13 protein-coding genes are annotated in these 15,494 nt (G+C 55.9%); 8 read left to right on the forward strand and 5 right to left on the reverse strand.

Features of this window, described 5'->3' with window-relative positions; all coding sequences use genetic code 11:
* Positions 1 to 117: 117 nt before the first annotated feature.
* On the forward strand, positions 118 to 372 hold the full coding sequence (locus tag BJP35_RS19960) for a YkgJ family cysteine cluster protein (protein WP_025203636.1): 255 nt from the start codon (positions 118 to 120) through the stop codon (positions 370 to 372).
* Here BJP35_RS19960 and setB read toward each other — a convergent pair.
* Positions 369 to 1,550 carry a sugar efflux transporter SetB gene (gene setB / locus BJP35_RS19965; protein WP_020883187.1) on the reverse strand — a complete coding sequence of 394 codons (1,182 nt, stop codon included), beginning with the start codon at positions 1,548 to 1,550 and terminating at the stop codon, positions 369 to 371. The two genes, BJP35_RS19960 and setB, sit on opposite strands and share 4 nt — an antisense overlap.
* A gap of 360 nt (positions 1,551 to 1,910) precedes the next feature.
* On the opposite strand from setB, the gene fruB reads away from it, so the two are divergent.
* From fruB to fruA, 3 genes are read left to right on the forward strand one after another with little or no spacing between them, the layout of a single operon-like run.
* Positions 1,911 to 3,041, forward strand: coding sequence for a fused PTS fructose transporter subunit IIA/HPr protein (gene fruB / locus BJP35_RS19970; RefSeq protein ID WP_047742921.1), 1,131 nt, complete (start codon positions 1,911 to 1,913; stop codon positions 3,039 to 3,041).
* Positions 3,041 to 3,979: a 1-phosphofructokinase gene (fruK, locus tag BJP35_RS19975; RefSeq protein ID WP_014170919.1), complete on the forward strand. Its 939-nt coding sequence runs from the start codon at positions 3,041 to 3,043 to the stop codon at positions 3,977 to 3,979. The genes fruB and fruK overlap by 1 nt, the downstream gene beginning before the upstream one ends.
* Positions 3,980 to 3,995: 16 nt before the next feature.
* A complete protein-coding gene (fruA, locus tag BJP35_RS19980; protein ID WP_025203638.1) occupies positions 3,996 to 5,678 on the forward strand; it encodes a PTS fructose transporter subunit IIBC in 1,683 nt (560 codons plus the stop codon).
* Positions 5,679 to 5,725: 47 nt separating this feature from the next.
* On the opposite strand, the gene nfo is transcribed toward fruA, so the two are convergent.
* Positions 5,726 to 6,583, reverse strand: a complete 858-nt coding sequence (nfo, locus tag BJP35_RS19985) for a deoxyribonuclease IV (RefSeq protein ID WP_014170917.1) — start codon at positions 6,581 to 6,583, stop codon at positions 5,726 to 5,728.
* Between the two features lie 64 nt (positions 6,584 to 6,647).
* Positions 6,648 to 7,694, reverse strand: coding sequence for a YeiH family protein (locus BJP35_RS19990; RefSeq protein WP_047742918.1), 1,047 nt, complete (start codon positions 7,692 to 7,694; stop codon positions 6,648 to 6,650).
* A 98-nt stretch (positions 7,695 to 7,792) separates the two neighbouring features.
* Here BJP35_RS19990 and yieE point away from each other — a divergent pair, with 98 nt between their 5' ends.
* Positions 7,793 to 8,659 (forward strand): DNA-binding transcriptional regulator YeiE, encoded by an 867-nt coding sequence (gene yieE, locus BJP35_RS19995; protein WP_014170915.1) that lies wholly within the window; start codon positions 7,793 to 7,795, stop codon positions 8,657 to 8,659.
* 171 nt (positions 8,660 to 8,830) lie between these two features.
* Positions 8,831 to 10,300 carry an amino acid permease gene (locus tag BJP35_RS20005; protein ID WP_020883191.1) on the forward strand — a complete coding sequence of 490 codons (1,470 nt, stop codon included), beginning with the start codon at positions 8,831 to 8,833 and terminating at the stop codon, positions 10,298 to 10,300.
* Positions 10,301 to 10,353: 53 nt separating this feature from the next.
* Here the strand turns inward: BJP35_RS20005 and BJP35_RS20010 are convergent, their stop codons facing one another.
* Both BJP35_RS20010 and fghA read right to left on the reverse strand, forming a co-directional pair.
* Positions 10,354 to 12,339, reverse strand: coding sequence for a ligand-gated channel protein (locus tag BJP35_RS20010; protein ID WP_086463504.1), 1,986 nt, complete (start codon positions 12,337 to 12,339; stop codon positions 10,354 to 10,356).
* Positions 12,340 to 12,588: 249 nt separating this feature from the next.
* Positions 12,589 to 13,425, reverse strand: coding sequence for an S-formylglutathione hydrolase (fghA, locus tag BJP35_RS20015; protein WP_047742915.1), 837 nt, complete (start codon positions 13,423 to 13,425; stop codon positions 12,589 to 12,591).
* A gap of 138 nt (positions 13,426 to 13,563) precedes the next feature.
* On the opposite strand from fghA, the gene BJP35_RS20020 reads away from it, so the two are divergent.
* Together BJP35_RS20020 and folE are read left to right on the forward strand one after the other, a co-directional pair.
* Complete coding sequence (locus BJP35_RS20020; RefSeq protein ID WP_032678574.1) at positions 13,564 to 14,712, forward strand: YbfB/YjiJ family MFS transporter; 1,149 nt, start codon at positions 13,564 to 13,566, stop codon at positions 14,710 to 14,712.
* A gap of 102 nt (positions 14,713 to 14,814) precedes the next feature.
* The gene (folE, locus tag BJP35_RS20025) at positions 14,815 to 15,483 is read left to right on the forward strand and encodes a GTP cyclohydrolase I FolE (RefSeq protein WP_020883194.1); all 669 of its coding nucleotides are present in this window, start codon (positions 14,815 to 14,817) and stop codon (positions 15,481 to 15,483) included.
* Positions 15,484 to 15,494 lie beyond the last annotated feature (11 nt).

Here is a 15,494-nt window from a genome sequence, read left to right on the forward strand (position 1 = left end):
TCGTGCTCGGCCTTTCAGGCAAGCGGAATTCGTGGCTTTTGCTATCAATACACAAAAGGTGTTACTGTGCGCGCAATGCCCGACTGCGCGGGCGTTCTTCAGCGAAAGAGAGCCTGTATGGATTGTCGTCCCGATTGTGGCGCGTGTTGTACCGCACCGTCCATTTCAAGCCCCATTCCTGGCATGCCGGACGGCAAACCTGCTAATACCCGCTGTGTGCAGCTTGCTGAAAATAACCTGTGCATGATCTTTGGTTCCCCGCTGCGCCCGAAAGTCTGTTCCGGCCTTCAGCCGTCCGCGGAGATGTGCGGCAGCACGCGCGCGCAGGCGATCACCTACCTTCTTGAGCTGGAAGCGCTCACCGCCCCTTAAACGTCCTTAATTCGCACCAGACACGCTATCGTCAGCGTACACATCACCAGCGCAATCCAGAATACCGTGTGATAGCTCCAGATCTCGGCCACGATGCCGGCCATTGAGCCTGCAATAATCCAGCCCACGCGAGTGGTATTGGTATAAAGGGTGGTGGCGGAGCCTGCCTGGCCTGGCATCAGGTCCTGGAAATAGAGCATGCCAATCCCGGCGAGTATGCCGATATAAATGGCGTTGAGAAGCTGCAATGCCAGCAAGAGTCCTGGCGTGTGCACCGTCAGCATACCGATATAGAACAGCAGTCCTGCGACAGCCGCGATGCGCATTAAAAAACGCTTTCCGAAACGCTTCGCGTAATAGCCCGCGATCAGCATGGTCGGGATCTCAAGCCCGGCCGCGGTTCCCATCATAATGCCCGCCAGCTTCTCTGGCAGATGCAGCTCATCAATAATAAACAGTGGCATGTTGATAATATAAAGGCTGTTTGTTCCCCACATCAACGTACAGATAACAAACAGGAGCAGCGCATCACGACGGTTACGGCGCGGGGCTTCCAGTACGCCTGAAGCCACTTTAGGCTCTTTGCGCATCGACGGCAGGAAGAACCACACCATGGTGCCGCACACCACAAACGCGACAGCCGCACTCAGGTACATCACCGTAAAGCCAAACCCCATCGCCAGGGCATACGCCAGCGGCGGGCCAATGACCCATGCCAGCGACACCTGGGCACGCAGAATAGAGCTGAACATCACCGCTTCACGACCGGTATGGTCGGCGTGCTCGCGGGCGAGGGCGAACATCTGCGGGTTCGCCGTGGAACCGAAGCTGCTCAGGAACACCCCCACGAACAGCAGGATGAAATAGTTGCGGTTAAAAGCAAACAACACGCAGGCAAACACCCCGAGAAGGCAGCAAAAGACGATCAGACTTTTACGATCGCCTTTTCTGTCGGAACGCCCCGCCAGAAACTGACTCACCAGAATGCCGATGATGGCACTGCCGGTAAAAAAGAAGCCAACCATTGCCGGACGGGCGTGGACTTCATTGGTCAGAAACAGGCTCAGCGTGGGCGTCTGTAACGCCCCGGCAATGCCGGTAAGGAAGGCAACAATCAAAAACGCCGTGGACGTCAAATCAAAGGGTTTTGGCGAGGCGGCGGCAGGGGTGTTATGCATACTTTCAGTATCAGCAAGTCATAAAGAGACGCGGAGTGTACGACGCTTGTCAGAAAATAAACAGGTACTGCGGTCAATTTCGCCACGAAAAATCAAAATGCCATTTCAATTAACTGGCTCGGGCTGAACTTAGCTGAAACTGACTTGCTGAACGTCAGCAAGATTCAGCTGAGCGAAGAAGAAATGTGCTGTATCTCTAAATTCTGCATCGCTATTTGTAACTTTTCTTGCAAGGTTAAGCAGAAAGCGCAAGACTTTTTGAAACGTTTCAGCGCTATCTTGTTTTAACAAACGGAGCAGGCTAGCGCATTTTTTCTCATTTAAGCTGAAACGATTCAAGTTCAGCAGGAGAGGAGAACCATGTTCCAGTTATCTGTTCAGGATATCCACCCGGGCGCTCAGGCCGGGAACAAAGAAGAGGCCATTCGCCAGGTTGCCGCTGCCCTTGTGCAGGCGGGTAATGTCGCGGACGGCTACGTTAACGGCATGCTGGCGCGCGAGCAGCAGACCTCCACTTTCCTCGGCAATGGCATCGCCATTCCGCACGGTACAACGGACACCCGCGATCAGGTGCTGAAAACCGGCGTTCAGGTTTATCAGTTCCCTCAGGGTGTGGTGTGGGGCGACGGTCAGGTTGCTTACGTGGCAATCGGTATCGCTGCCAGCAGCGACGAGCACCTGGGCCTGCTGCGTCAGCTGACGCATGTGCTGAGCGATGATTCGGTGGCTGTACAGCTGAAGTCCGCGACGACGGCGGAAGAGCTGCGCGCGTTGCTGATGGGCGAAAAACAGAGTGAAGCGCTGAAACTGGATAATGAAACATTGACCCTGGATGTTGTGGCGAGCGATCTGGTCACGCTGCAGGCGCTGAACGCAGGCCGCCTGAAAGAAGCCGGTGCGGTAGACGCGTCCTTTATCACGCGCGTTATCAATGAGAAGCCGCTGAACCTGGGACAAGGTATCTGGCTGAACGACAGTGCTGAAGGCAACCTGCGCAGCGCTATCGCGGTGAGCCGCGCGGCCAACGCGTTTGACGTTGAGGGCGAGCACGCTGCGATGCTGGTCACCGTCGCGATGACCGATGAACAGCCGGTTTCCGCGCTAAAACGTCTTGGCGATCTGCTGCTGAATGACAAGGCTGAAAAACTGCTGAACGCTGACGCAAGCACGCTGCTGGCGCTGCTGACCAGCGATGATGTGCTGACTGATGACGTGCTGACCGCTGAGTTTGTAGTGCGTAACGAGCACGGCCTGCATGCCCGTCCTGGCACCATGCTGGTGAATACCATTAAACAATTCGAAAGTGAGATTACCGTGACTAACCTTGATGGCACGGGCAAACCGGCCAACGGCCGTAGCCTGATGAAAGTTGTCGCGCTGGGCGTGAAGAAAGGTCACCGTCTGCGCTTTACCGCACAGGGTGCTGATGCTGAACAGGCGCTGAAAGCGATTGGCGACGCCATCGCGGCAGGTCTGGGGGAGGGCGCATAATGAGCAGACGTGTTGCGACTATTACGCTGAACCCGGCATATGACCTGGTGGGGTTTTGCCCGGAGATTGAGCGCGGCGAAGTAAACCTCGTGCGTACCACTGGCCTGCATGCTGCAGGTAAAGGGATTAACGTCGCGAAAGTGCTCAAGGATCTCGGTATCGATGTCACCGTGGGCGGATTCCTCGGTAAAGATAACCAGGATGGTTTCCAGCAGCTGTTCAGCGAGCTGGGGATTGCTAACCGTTTTCAGGTTGTTCAGGGCCGTACCCGTATCAACGTCAAGCTGACGGAGAAAGACGGCGAAGTGACCGATCTGAACTTCTCAGGCTTCGAGGTGACTCCGTCAGACTGGGAGCGCTTCGTGAACGACTCTCTGACCTGGCTTGGTCAGTTCGACATGGTCTGCGTCAGCGGCAGCCTGCCGTCCGGCGTGAGCCCGGAAGCGTTCACCGACTGGATGACGCGTCTGCGAAGCCAGTGCCCATGCATTATTTTTGACAGCAGCCGTGACGCGCTGGTCGCCGGCCTGAAAGCCTCGCCGTGGCTGGTGAAGCCGAATCGCCGCGAACTGGAGATCTGGGCTGGCCGTAAGCTGCCAGAATTAAAAGATGTGATTGACGCTGCCCATGCGCTGCGCGAGCAGGGTATCGCTCACGTGGTTATCTCTCTTGGTGCAGAAGGGGCGCTGTGGGTTAACGCTTCTGGCGAATGGATCGCCAAACCGCCATCGGTTGACGTTGTCAGCACCGTTGGCGCAGGGGATTCAATGGTTGGCGGTCTGATTTATGGCCTGCTGATGCGTGAATCCAGTGAACATACTTTACGTCTTGCCACCGCCGTTGCTGCCCTGGCCGTTAGCCAGAGCAATGTCGGTATTACCGATCGTACCCAGTTAGCCGCGATGATGGCGCGCGTTGACTTAAAACCTTTTAACTAACAGCAGGAGAGGAATAATGAAAACGCTGCTGATCATTGACTCCGGTCTCGGACAGGCTCGCGCCTATATGGCGAAGACCTTGCTGGGAGCGGCGGCGAACAAAGCACATCTCGAGATGACGGATAACCCGGGCGACGCCGAAATGGTGATTGTTCTGGGTGATAAAATTCCCGCTGACAGTGCGCTGAATGGCAAAAAAGTGTGGCTGGGCGACATCAATCGCGCGGTGGCACACCCGGAACTGTTCCTGAGCGAAGCGAAAGGTCATGCGTCTGTTTACAGCGCACCGGTCGCGGCGCCAGTTGCCGCGTCCGGACCAAAACGTATCGTGGCGATCACGGCCTGCCCGACGGGCGTGGCTCATACCTTTATGGCGGCTGAAGCCATTGAAACCGAAGCGAAAAAACGCGGCTGGTGGGTAAAAGTTGAAACACGTGGATCCGTTGGTGCGGGCAACGCAATCACCCCTGAAGAGGTGGCTGAAGCCGATCTGGTGATGGTTGCGGCTGACATCGAAGTGGACCTGGCGAAATTTGCCGGTAAGCCGATGTACCGCACGTCAACGGGCCTGGCGCTGAAAAAGACTGCTCAGGAGTTTGATAAAGCGCTGGTGGAAGCGAAGCCGTATCAGGCAACGGGGTCCACGCAAACTGCGACGGAAGGTAAGAAAGAGTCAGCTGGCGCCTATCGCCATCTGCTGACCGGCGTGTCTTATATGCTGCCGATGGTGGTGGCGGGCGGTCTGTGTATTGCCCTCTCGTTCGCGTTTGGTATTACCGCGTTTAAAGAAGAAGGCACGCTGGCTGCTGCCCTGATGCAGATTGGTGGTGGTTCCGCGTTTGCCCTGATGGTGCCGGTGCTGGCAGGTTTTATCGCCTTCTCCATCGCTGACCGTCCGGGCCTGACGCCGGGTCTTATCGGCGGTATGCTGGCGGTGAGCACCGGTTCTGGCTTTATCGGCGGTATCATTGCCGGTTTCCTGGCGGGTTACGTTGCGAAGCTTATCAGCTCGAAGCTGAAACTGCCGCAGAGTATGGAAGCGCTGAAACCGATCCTGATCATCCCGTTGATTTCCAGCCTGGTGGTGGGCCTGGCGATGATTTACCTCATCGGTAAACCTGTAGCGGGTATCCTGGCGGGTCTGACCCACTGGCTGCAAACCATGGGTACCGCGAATGCGGTACTGCTGGGAGCTATTCTCGGTGGCATGATGTGTACCGACATGGGTGGCCCGGTGAACAAAGCAGCATACGCATTCGGTGTTGGCCTGCTGAGTACCCAGACCTACGCGCCAATGGCAGCGATTATGGCGGCCGGTATGGTGCCACCATTGGCTCTTGGCCTGGCAACCATCATTGCACGTCGTAAGTTCGACAAAGCGCAGCAGGAAGGGGGGAAAGCCGCCCTGGTACTTGGCCTGTGCTTTATCACCGAAGGGGCAATTCCGTTCGCGGCGCGTGACCCAATGCGCGTGCTGCCATGCTGTATCGTGGGGGGCGCGGTAACCGGTGCTATCTCCATGGCGGTTGGCGCGAAACTGATGGCACCACACGGCGGTCTGTTCGTGCTGCTGATCCCAGGTGCAATCACGCCAGTGCTGGGTTATCTGCTGGCGATTGTGGCCGGTACGCTGGTGGCAGGTCTCTCTTACGCGGTGCTGAAACGTCCGGAAGCGGAAGGGGTCGCGAAAGCGGCGTAAGCGGTAAAACAATAAAAAAGCCGGGTGCTTATGCGACCCGGCTTTTTTTATGCCGCCTGTTCAGCGGTTTGCTGCGCCTTCAGCCAGGCAATCTCTTCTGCCCAGATGTCCGGATTAATGGTTTCCAGCACCATCGGGATACCGTCGAAACGGGCATCCTGCATAATAAAGCGGAACGCATCGTGGCCGATATTGCCTTCACCGAGGCTGTGATGGCGGTCCACGCGGCTGCCAAACGCGCTTTTCGCGTCGTTCAAGTGCATTCCGCGCAGATACTTGAAGCCCACAATGCGTTCAAACTCATCGAAGGTCTTTTTCGTCTCATCAAGCGTACGCAGATCGTAACCCGCGGCAAAGGCATGGCAGGTATCAATACATACGCCCACGCGGGATTTATCCTCCACGCCGTCAATAATGGCCGCCAGATGTTCGAACTTAAAGCCGAGGTTACTGCCCTGACCGGCGGTGTTCTCGATGACCGCCGTCACGCCCTGGGTTTTATCCAGCGTGATGTTGATGGATTCGGCAATGCGCGCCAGACAGGCATCTTCGTCAATCTGCATCAGATGACTTCCCGGATGGAAGTTCAACAGCGTCAGTCCAAGCTGCTCGCAGCGCTGCACTTCATCAAGAAAAGCCTCGCGGGATTTCTCCAGCGCCTCCTGCACGGGATGGCCGAGGTTAATGAGATAGCTGTCGTGGGGAAGGATTTGACCCGGCCCGTAGTGGTATTTCTCACAGGCGGCTTTGAAATCATCAATCACTTCAGAGGTGAGCGGGGCGGCGCGCCACTGGCGCTGGTTCTTGGTGAACAGGGCGAAAGCGGTCGCCTCAATTTCGGCGGCGCGAATGGCGGCATTCGCAAGGCCACCTGCAGCGCTGACGTGCGCTCCAACATATTTCATAAAGGGACTCCTGTTAACCCGAAATACGTATGATAGCGGGTTAACAGGAGAAGGATGAAGTGGTTTATGCCATCAGGCTATGTATCGCGAGGTTAATCGCACCGCCGCCAACGATCAGCCAGATGAAGAGTACCAGCGCCATCAGCAGCGGTTTTGCACCTGCTTTTTTCAGCGCGCTAACGTGTGTTGTGACCCCGAGCGCCGCCATCGCCATCGCCAGCAGGACGGTATCCAGCGTGACCAGCATATCCACCACGGCTTTCGGCAGCAGGTGGAAGGAGTTAAATACCGCCACCACGATGAAAAGAATCGCAAACCACGGAATGGTGATTTTACTCTTCTGGCTACTGCCTGCCGGCGCGAGTTGTTTTACGCGAGCGGCCAGGATAATCAGGAACGGAGCCAGCATCATCACGCGCAGCATTTTGGCAATGACCGCGGCATTTTCCGCATCCGGATTAATGGCGTGACCCGCCGCCACCACCTGAGCCACTTCATGCATGGTTGAACCAATATAAATGCCGTAGGTCTCCGGGCTAAACCAGTGCGCAACCAGCGGGTACATGGCCGGGTAGAGGAAAATCGCCAGCGTACCGAAAATAACCACGGTCGCGACGGCAACCGTCACTTTGCTGGATTCTGCCTTAACGACAGGTTCGGTTGCCAGTACCGCGGCGGCCCCGCAGATGCTGCTGCCGGCACCAATCAGCCAGCTGGTTTGTTTATCCAGCCCAAACACTTTCTGGCCAATAAAGCAGGCCAGTAAAAAGGTGCTGGTCAGGGTCAGGACGTCAATAGCGATCCCGCTGACGCCGACATCCGCAATCTGTGAAAAGGTCAGGCGGAAGCCGTAAAGGATAATCCCGAGGCGCAGCAGATGCTGTTTGGCGAAAATAACCCCGCCATCACAGGACTTCCAGATAGGGGGGTAAACGGTATTTCCCACCACCATGCCGAGCAATATTGCCAGCGTTAAGGCACTAAAACCTGCCCCGGCGACGGCCGGAATACTGCCGCCCCATAACGCTACGCCAGTTACCACCGCGCTGAGCGCAAGACCCGGCACGAAGTGCCACAATGTACGTTGATGCTGTAAGGTGTGTTCTGACATAACCTTCTCCTTTATCTGGCTAAAAGGTTACGGCGTTGTGGCTTAAAAATAAAATTGATTATATACTTATAATCAATCTATATAAGTGGTAAGTAACCATGCACATTACGTTGCGTCAGCTGGAAGTTTTTGCCGAAGTGCTGAAAAGCGGGTCGACGACGCAGGCCTCGCAAATGCTGGCGCTGTCCCAGTCCGCGGTAAGCGCAGCCCTGACCGATCTGGAAGGGCAACTGGGGGTTCAGCTTTTCGACAGAGTGGGGAAACGGCTGGTCGTCAATGAACATGGCCGCCTGCTGTACCCGCGCGCGCTGGCATTGCTGGAGCAGGCGACTGAAATCGAACAATTGTTCCGCGAAGAGAACGGGGCCATCCGCGTTTACGCCAGCAGTACGATCGGCAATTACATTCTGCCGGAAGTGATTGCCCGCTACCGCCGGGATTTCCCGACCCTGCCGCTGGAGATGAGCGTTGGCAATAGCCAGGATGTCATCAATGCGGTGATCGATTTCCGCGTGGACATCGGTTTGATTGAAGGGCCGTGTCACAACGTCGATATCATTGCTGAACCCTGGCTGGAAGATGAGCTGGTGGTGTTCGCCTCGCCAGCCTCTTCTTTATTACAGGGTGAAGTGACGCTGGAACGGCTGGCTCAGGCGCAGTGGATCCTCCGGGAACAGGGCTCCGGTACCCGTGAAATTGTCGATTACCTGCTGCTCTCCCACCTGCCGCATTTCCGGCTGAGTATGGAGCTGGGCAACTCGGAAGCCATCAAACACGCGGTCCGTCATGGGCTGGGCATCAGCTGTCTCTCCCGGCGGGTGATTGCTGAACAGCTTGAGGCCGGCACGCTGGTCGAAATACCGCTCCCGTTGCCTAAACTGGTGCGCACGCTGTGGTGCATTCATCATCGTCAGAAACACCTTTCCAGCTCGCTGCAGCGTTTTCTGCGCTATTGCGACATGTAAACCCGCAATGCGGATCCTCTCTCCGTTGGGAGAGGGGAGATGCAGATGCGTGCTTTACTTATAATCCTGGCCGAGTCATGAAGCTCTCTTATAACTGAGCATTTCTGCCGGAAGGAACGCGTATCGTCTGCTACAATCGCGCCTCATTTGTTGAAGGGACAGCATTTTCACATGGTTTCAGAAATTAAAACCACAGAAGCGCCCGCGCTACGTCGCGAACTTAAGGCGCGTCACCTGACGATGATCGCTATCGGCGGTTCAATCGGTACAGGTCTTTTTGTTGCCTCTGGCGCAACAATTTCGGCAGCCGGCCCGGGTGGGGCACTTTTCTCTTATATCCTGATTGGCCTGATGGTGTACTTCCTGATGACCAGTCTGGGCGAACTGGCGGCGTACATGCCGGTATCCGGTTCGTTTTCGACCTACGGTCAAAAATACGTTGAAGAAGGCTTCGGCTTCGCGCTGGGCTGGAACTACTGGTACAACTGGGCCGTTACTATCGCCGTTGACCTGGTCGCCGCACAATTGGTGATGAACTGGTGGTTCCCGGACACGCCAGGCTGGATCTGGAGTGCGTTGTTCCTGGCGGTGATCTTCCTGCTCAACTACATCTCCGTGCGTGGTTTTGGCGAAGCGGAATACTGGTTCTCTTTGATCAAAGTGGCAACCGTCATCATCTTTATCGTCGTCGGTGTGGCGATGATCGTTGGTATTTTCAAAGGCGCTCAACCTGCAGGATGGAGTAACTGGAGCATTGGCGATGCGCCATTTGCGGGTGGATTCTCGGCCATGATTGGCGTGGCGATGATTGTCGGTTTCTCCTTCCAGGGAACCGAGCTGATCGGGATTGCTGCCGGTGAATCCGAGAACCCGGAGAAGAACATTCCACGCGCGGTGCGTCAGGTATTCTGGCGTATCCTGCTGTTCTATGTGTTTGCGATTTTGATTATCAGCCTGATCATTCCTTACACCGATCCAAGCCTGCTGCGCAATGATGTGAAAGACATCAGCGTTAGCCCGTTCACGCTGGTCTTCCAGCATGCCGGTCTGCTCTCCGCCGCGGCGGTGATGAACGCCGTTATCCTGACCGCCGTGCTCTCAGCGGGTAACTCCGGCATGTATGCGTCTACCCGTATGCTCTATACCCTGGCATGCGACGGCAAAGCGCCACGCATCTTTTCTAAGCTGTCCCGTGGCGGCGTACCGCGTAACGCCCTGTATGCCACAACGGTGATTGCCGGTCTGTGCTTCCTGACCTCCATGTTTGGCAACCAGACGGTGTACCTGTGGCTGCTCAATACGTCCGGTATGACGGGCTTTATCGCCTGGCTCGGGATTGCTATCAGCCACTATCGCTTCCGTCGCGGTTACGTTATGCAAGGTCATGACATCAATGACCTGCCGTATCGCTCAGGGTTCTTCCCGCTGGGGCCTATTTTCGCCTTCATTCTGTGCCTGATTATTACGCTGGGACAGAACTATGAAGCGTTCCTTGCGGACCGTATCGACTGGGGTGGTGTAACGGCGACCTACATCGGTATTCCGCTGTTCCTGATAATCTGGTTTGGTTACAAACTGACGAAGGGGACGCGCTTTGTTCGCTACAGTGAAATGGAATTCCCGGGACGCGTAAAACAATAATCGCACTTCCTCTCTTTTAGCCCGCTCGGTTGAGCGGGCTTTTTTATTGGCGATCAGAAGCTGTAGGTCATGCCGACAGTGTAACGGCGGCCATCAAGTACGGTATCGTAAGTCTCGTAATCAATCTGTTTATCCAGCACGTTATACACGCCTGCGGTTACCAGCAGGTTCTTGTTGGCGTTATAACGCAGACCCACATCAACCTGCGTGTAAGACGGGGTGCCCTGTGACATTGAGGTTCGGCTGAGATACTCAGAAGATTTGCCGCGGAAGTTCAGGCGGCTCCAGAAGCCCACATCCTGCGTGGCCTGCCAGTCCAGCGTGGTGTTGAACATATGCTTAGGCATTTTATTCAGCGGCTTACCAGAGAACTGACCGCTCTTCTGCTCGGATTCGGTATAGGTGTAGTTAGCCGTCCAGTTAACATCACGGGTGATTTTCCAGCCGAAGGTGGATTCCACACCGCGCATGTTGGCTTTATCGACGTTGACCCGGTCGCTGACAAAATCGTAGGCATGGCCGCCAATCGTACAGGCAGGGTCGGCACTGCTGTTACAGCGGCGTACTTCAGTGATTTTGTTTTTGAAGTCGGTATTGAACAGCGTAACGCCGGCGTTAAGACTGTCATTGTTATCCCAGAGCAGGGCGATCTCTTCGCTCAGGCTCTTCTCCGGCTTGAGGTCCGGGTTACCCACGATCATGCCATCCAGCCGACCGCCGCCCGTTGCCTGACCCCAGTTGGCGGAGGACTGACGCAGATCCGGTGCACGGTAGCCGGCAGAAACGCCCCCTTTTAACGTCCACTGTTCTGCAAGGTGCCACACCCCATAACCGCGAGGCGTCCAGTTGGTGCCATAGTTCTGGTCTTTATCCATACGCAGACCACCGGTCACCGTGAAGCTATCGGTCATCGCCCACTCATCTTCAGCAAACAGCGCCCAGCTCCAGCGCGTCAGTTTGTTGAGCCCGTCCGCCGCCTCAAGCTGGTTACCGTTGTCACGCAGCTTCTCATAGCGATACTGACCGCCGAGGGTCAGGGTATGGTCGCCGAGGAAGATCTGGTTCTGGTTGTTGAAAGTGGTGTTATACGAACGCATTTTGCGAACCGGGTTATTGGTCTCTTCCTGCTGGATGTAGCTGGTGGTGTTGAAGTCGCTGTAGTAACCGCTGTGGGTAAGGGAATAGGTCGTATGTTCGTAGCGGGTTTCGCTTTTGCTGTTTGGCGTGCAGGTTGTCCCGCGGCAGGTTTCAGTCGCTTTCGACTTGCCCGGCGTGCTGTTTCGGTCCTGAAGTTCGCGGGTAAAATCGAGGTCAAAATCGTTCTGCTCGTCTGGGGTAAAGTTCAGCGTGACCCCGCCGTTACGCATTTTCTGCTCATTGAAACCGTTCAGGATCTGATCTTCCGCGCGACGTGAGAGCAGGCCTGTCACTTTTGCACCGAGCAGTCCGTCAATTAACGGGCCGGAAGCGTAGGCGTTGGTCTGGAAGATATCCCCGGAATCATGGTTCTCCTGGAACGTGGCATCGCCGTGTAACGATCCGGTCCAGGCTTTGGTATTCGAGACTTTTTTGGTAATGATGTTGATTACGCCGCCCATTGCATCTGAGCCATAGAGCGATGACATGGGCCCGCGGATAACTTCGATGCGCTCGATAGACTCCAGCGGCGGTAGCCAGCCTTGCTCAATGCCCGAGTTATCGCTGTTCGGGCGCGTGCTGCGCGTGCTGACGCGCTTGCCATTGACCAGGAACAAGGTGTACTGGGACGCCATGCCGCGAATGCTGATATCGCTGCTGCTTCCGCCGCCCGTGACGACGACGCCCGGGACATCTTTTAGCGCATCGGTCACATCGCGGTAAGCCTTGTCTTCAATCTGCTGCTTTGAAATGACAGAGATAGAGGCCGGGGCATTCTGGATTTTTTGCTCAAAACCCGTGGCGGTCACCACCACGGTATCCGGGTCGGCTGCGTGAGCAAGAGGGGAGAGCATGGCGGCGCTGATGGCAACAGCCAGTAACGTAACGCGTGGTATTGTCATTTGAACATTCCATATCAAAAAGAAAAACACTCCATCGGGTAACCCTGAGAACTGTATGTATTTGTCTTGTAAGAACTCTTTGTGATGGAGAAGAGCCTGGAATTGTACAAAAGAATGTGAAATTGTAAACACAAATGATAATCGAAATCATTTGTGTTTTGATGTTGGTTAGTGAAACTGGCTTTTATTCAAAGGGATAGGGTTTTGAGGCCCGGCAGACGGAGCGCCACCGGGCAAGAAGGGAGGAACTTACTTAAACAGATGCGCCGCATGGAAGCGGAGATGATCTTCAATAAATGACGCCATAAAGTAATAGCTGTGGTCATACCCTGGCTGGATACGCAGCGTCAGCGGCCAGTCCTTCTGGCGTGCCGCTTCGGCCAGCACCGCAGGTTGTAGCTGACCGGCGAGGAACTGATCCGCATCGCCCTGATCGATCAGCGTCGGGATGGCGTCCCCCGTGTTGCTGGCCAGCATCAGCGCACAGCTGTCCCACGCCTGCCATTTATCCGCGTCACTGCCCAGATAATGGGTGAAGGCTTTCTGACCCCATGGCACCTGGGTGGGGTTCACAATCGGGGCAAATGCCGACACGCTGGTGTATTTTCCCGGATTTTTCAGCGCCATTATCAACGCGCCGTGTCCACCCATGGAGTGTCCGCTAATGGCGCAGCGGTCGCTTACCTCAAATTCGGCCTGAACCAGCGCAGGCAGTTCGTCACGAATGTAATCATACATGCGGTAATGACGTGCCCAGGGCTGCTCTGTCGCATTCAGGTAGAATCCGGCGCCTTTGCCCAGATCGTACCCGGCATCATCGGCGACATCATCGCCACGCGGGCTGGTATCAGGCATGACCAGCGCAATCCCCAGTTCAGCCGCAATACGCTGCGCGCCCGCTTTGGTGGTGAAGTTTTCGTCGGTACAGGTTAAACCGGACAGCCAGAACAGCACGGGTGGCTTTACGCCCGTTTCAGTTGGCGGCAAAAAAATGCTGAACGTCATGGCACAGTTCAGTACGCTGGAGTCGTGCCGCCAGCGCTGCTGTCGACCTTCAAAACAACGATGCTCTTCGAGCAGTTCCATGCAGGGCTCCTTAATACGAATGGCTATTCACTCGGCCCATAATACAGAGTTTTCATTTACCTGTGAGCAACTTTCACTTTCGCAGGACGGTAAGATGCGGCATCATAAATTAACTTTTCTTTAACAATTGGAGCGGTCATGGCGCTGCGTATCGCGCTCAGTGGGTTTGTGGTTCTGGTGGTAGCGATGGGGATAGGGCGCTTTGCTTTTACCCCTCAGGTGCCGCTAATGATTGCCGCCGGGCAACTCACGCTCACCAGCGCGGGCCTGGTGGCGGCGATGAACTATCTGGGCTATCTGGTGGGAGCATGGGATGCAATGCGTGCGCACCGCTTCGTTGAAACACGCCTCTGGCTGGGTATTTTTGGTGCAGTTGCGCTGACGCTGCTTTCCGCTGCGGCCGATAACGCCGTGGTACATGGCCTGCTGCGCTTTGTGATTGGCTGCATGAGCGGCTGGTCGATGGTGCTGATTGCCGCCTGGACCAACGAGCGGCTGGGACAACTGGGGAAACCGGGTCTCAGCGCCGCGGTTTTTGCCGGACCAGGTGCAGGTATTGCGCTCAGCGGGCTGCTTGCCGTCTATATCCAGGCTAAGGCGCTTTCCGCCGGTGCAGCATGGCAAATCTACGGCGTACTGGCGCTGGTGCTTATCGCGCTGGTGGCCCGGTATCTGCCGCGTGCGGGTCAACTTCACCGGCCGGGCAGCGCACCGGAACCGCTCGTCCTGACGAAGAATTTAAAGCGCCTGGTCTGGAGCTACAGCCTGGCCGGGTTTGGCTATATCCTTCCGGCGACCTTTTTATCGCAAATGGCGGCCGTGCGTTTTCCCGGCAGTCTGTTTGCCCAGTTTGTCTGGCCGATATTTGGTATTGCCGCCGTGGCGGGCATTGCGCTCAGCATCGTTTTACGCCACACCTCAACCTCAAACCGCAGGCTGGCTATCGTATTGTGGTTGCAGGGGGCAGGCGTACTGGCAGCCTGGCTGTTGCCGGGGATTGGCGGGTTACTGACCGGAGGCTTGCTCGTTGGGGGCGGGTTCTTGTGTGCCGTTCAGCTCTCTTTACTTTATGGGCGCGAACTGGCACCAGATCACACGCGCTACATGGCGGGACTGCTTACTACCGGTTATGCCATCGGTCAGCTGATTGGCCCGGTAACGTCGGCATTGTCGACGTGGCTCACGCACCGACTGGAGCCTGCGCTGGGGCTGGCGGGCGTCGCGTTGTTCATCGGCGGCGCACTGGTCTGGGATCGTCAGGCCGAAAGGCAACAGCAATTGCAATAATTATCGTCGTGAATACTGGATTATGTGCGCCGCCTCACGCACAATGAGCGCACACTTTTGCCACAACGAGGGCAAAAGACGCCACACCTGCAGGAGAAAAGAATGCCATCACTCAGTAAAGAAGCAGCCCTGGTTCACGAAGCTCTGGTTGCGCGTGGTCTTGAAACGCCACTGCGTCCACCCGTTCAGGAACTGGACAATGAAACCCGTAAGCATCTGATTGCTGGGCATATGACCGAGATCATGCAACTGCTGAATCTCGATCTGAGCGACGACAGTCTGATGGAGACGCCGCACCGTATCGCAAAAATGTACGTTGACGAAATTTTCTCCGGCCTGGATTACGCCAATTTCCCGAAAATCACCGTCATTGAAAACAAGATGAAGGTGGATGAGATGGTAACGGTACGTGATATCACGTTAACCAGTACCTGCGAACACCACTTCGTGACCATCGACGGTAAAGCGACCGTGGCTTATATTCCTAAAGATACGGTGATTGGTCTGTCGAAGATCAACCGCATCGTGCAGTTCTTTGCTCAGCGTCCACAGGTGCAGGAGCGTCTGACGCAGCAGATCCTGACCGCGCTGCAAACGCTGCTGGGCACCAATAACGTGGCAGTATCTATCGACGCCGTTCACTACTGTGTGAAAGCGCGCGGCGTGCGTGATGCCACCAGTGCGACTACCACGACGTCGCTGGGCGGTCTGTTTAAATCCAGCCAGAACACCCGCCAGGAGTTTCTGCGCGCCGTGCGTCACCACAACTAATCTGACAGGGC

Origin of the sequence: Enterobacter sp. J49 (assembly GCF_002148625.1) — a bacterium.
In the GTDB taxonomy this organism is placed as follows: Bacteria; Pseudomonadota; Gammaproteobacteria; order Enterobacterales; family Enterobacteriaceae; genus Enterobacter; species Enterobacter ludwigii.

What these genes read in the sequence shown, in the direction of transcription:
- BJP35_RS19960 (WP_025203636.1), top strand. Translation starts at nt 118, where the DNA reads ATGGATTGTCGTCCCGATTGTGGCGCGTGTTGTACCGCACCGTCCATT.
- setB (WP_020883187.1), bottom strand. Translation starts at nt 1,550, where the DNA reads ATGCATAACACCCCTGCCGCCGCCTCGCCAAAACCCTTTGATTTGACG.
- fruB (WP_047742921.1), top strand. Translation starts at nt 1,911, where the DNA reads ATGTTCCAGTTATCTGTTCAGGATATCCACCCGGGCGCTCAGGCCGGG.
- fruK (WP_014170919.1), top strand. Translation starts at nt 3,041, where the DNA reads ATGAGCAGACGTGTTGCGACTATTACGCTGAACCCGGCATATGACCTG.
- fruA (WP_025203638.1), top strand. Translation starts at nt 3,996, where the DNA reads ATGAAAACGCTGCTGATCATTGACTCCGGTCTCGGACAGGCTCGCGCC.
- nfo (WP_014170917.1), bottom strand. Translation starts at nt 6,583, where the DNA reads ATGAAATATGTTGGAGCGCACGTCAGCGCTGCAGGTGGCCTTGCGAAT.
- BJP35_RS19990 (WP_047742918.1), bottom strand. Translation starts at nt 7,694, where the DNA reads ATGTCAGAACACACCTTACAGCATCAACGTACATTGTGGCACTTCGTG.
- yieE (WP_014170915.1), top strand. Translation starts at nt 7,793, where the DNA reads ATGCACATTACGTTGCGTCAGCTGGAAGTTTTTGCCGAAGTGCTGAAA.
- BJP35_RS20005 (WP_020883191.1), top strand. Translation starts at nt 8,831, where the DNA reads ATGGTTTCAGAAATTAAAACCACAGAAGCGCCCGCGCTACGTCGCGAA.
- BJP35_RS20010 (WP_086463504.1), bottom strand. Translation starts at nt 12,339, where the DNA reads ATGACAATACCACGCGTTACGTTACTGGCTGTTGCCATCAGCGCCGCC.
- fghA (WP_047742915.1), bottom strand. Translation starts at nt 13,425, where the DNA reads ATGGAACTGCTCGAAGAGCATCGTTGTTTTGAAGGTCGACAGCAGCGC.
- BJP35_RS20020 (WP_032678574.1), top strand. Translation starts at nt 13,564, where the DNA reads ATGGCGCTGCGTATCGCGCTCAGTGGGTTTGTGGTTCTGGTGGTAGCG.
- folE (WP_020883194.1), top strand. Translation starts at nt 14,815, where the DNA reads ATGCCATCACTCAGTAAAGAAGCAGCCCTGGTTCACGAAGCTCTGGTT.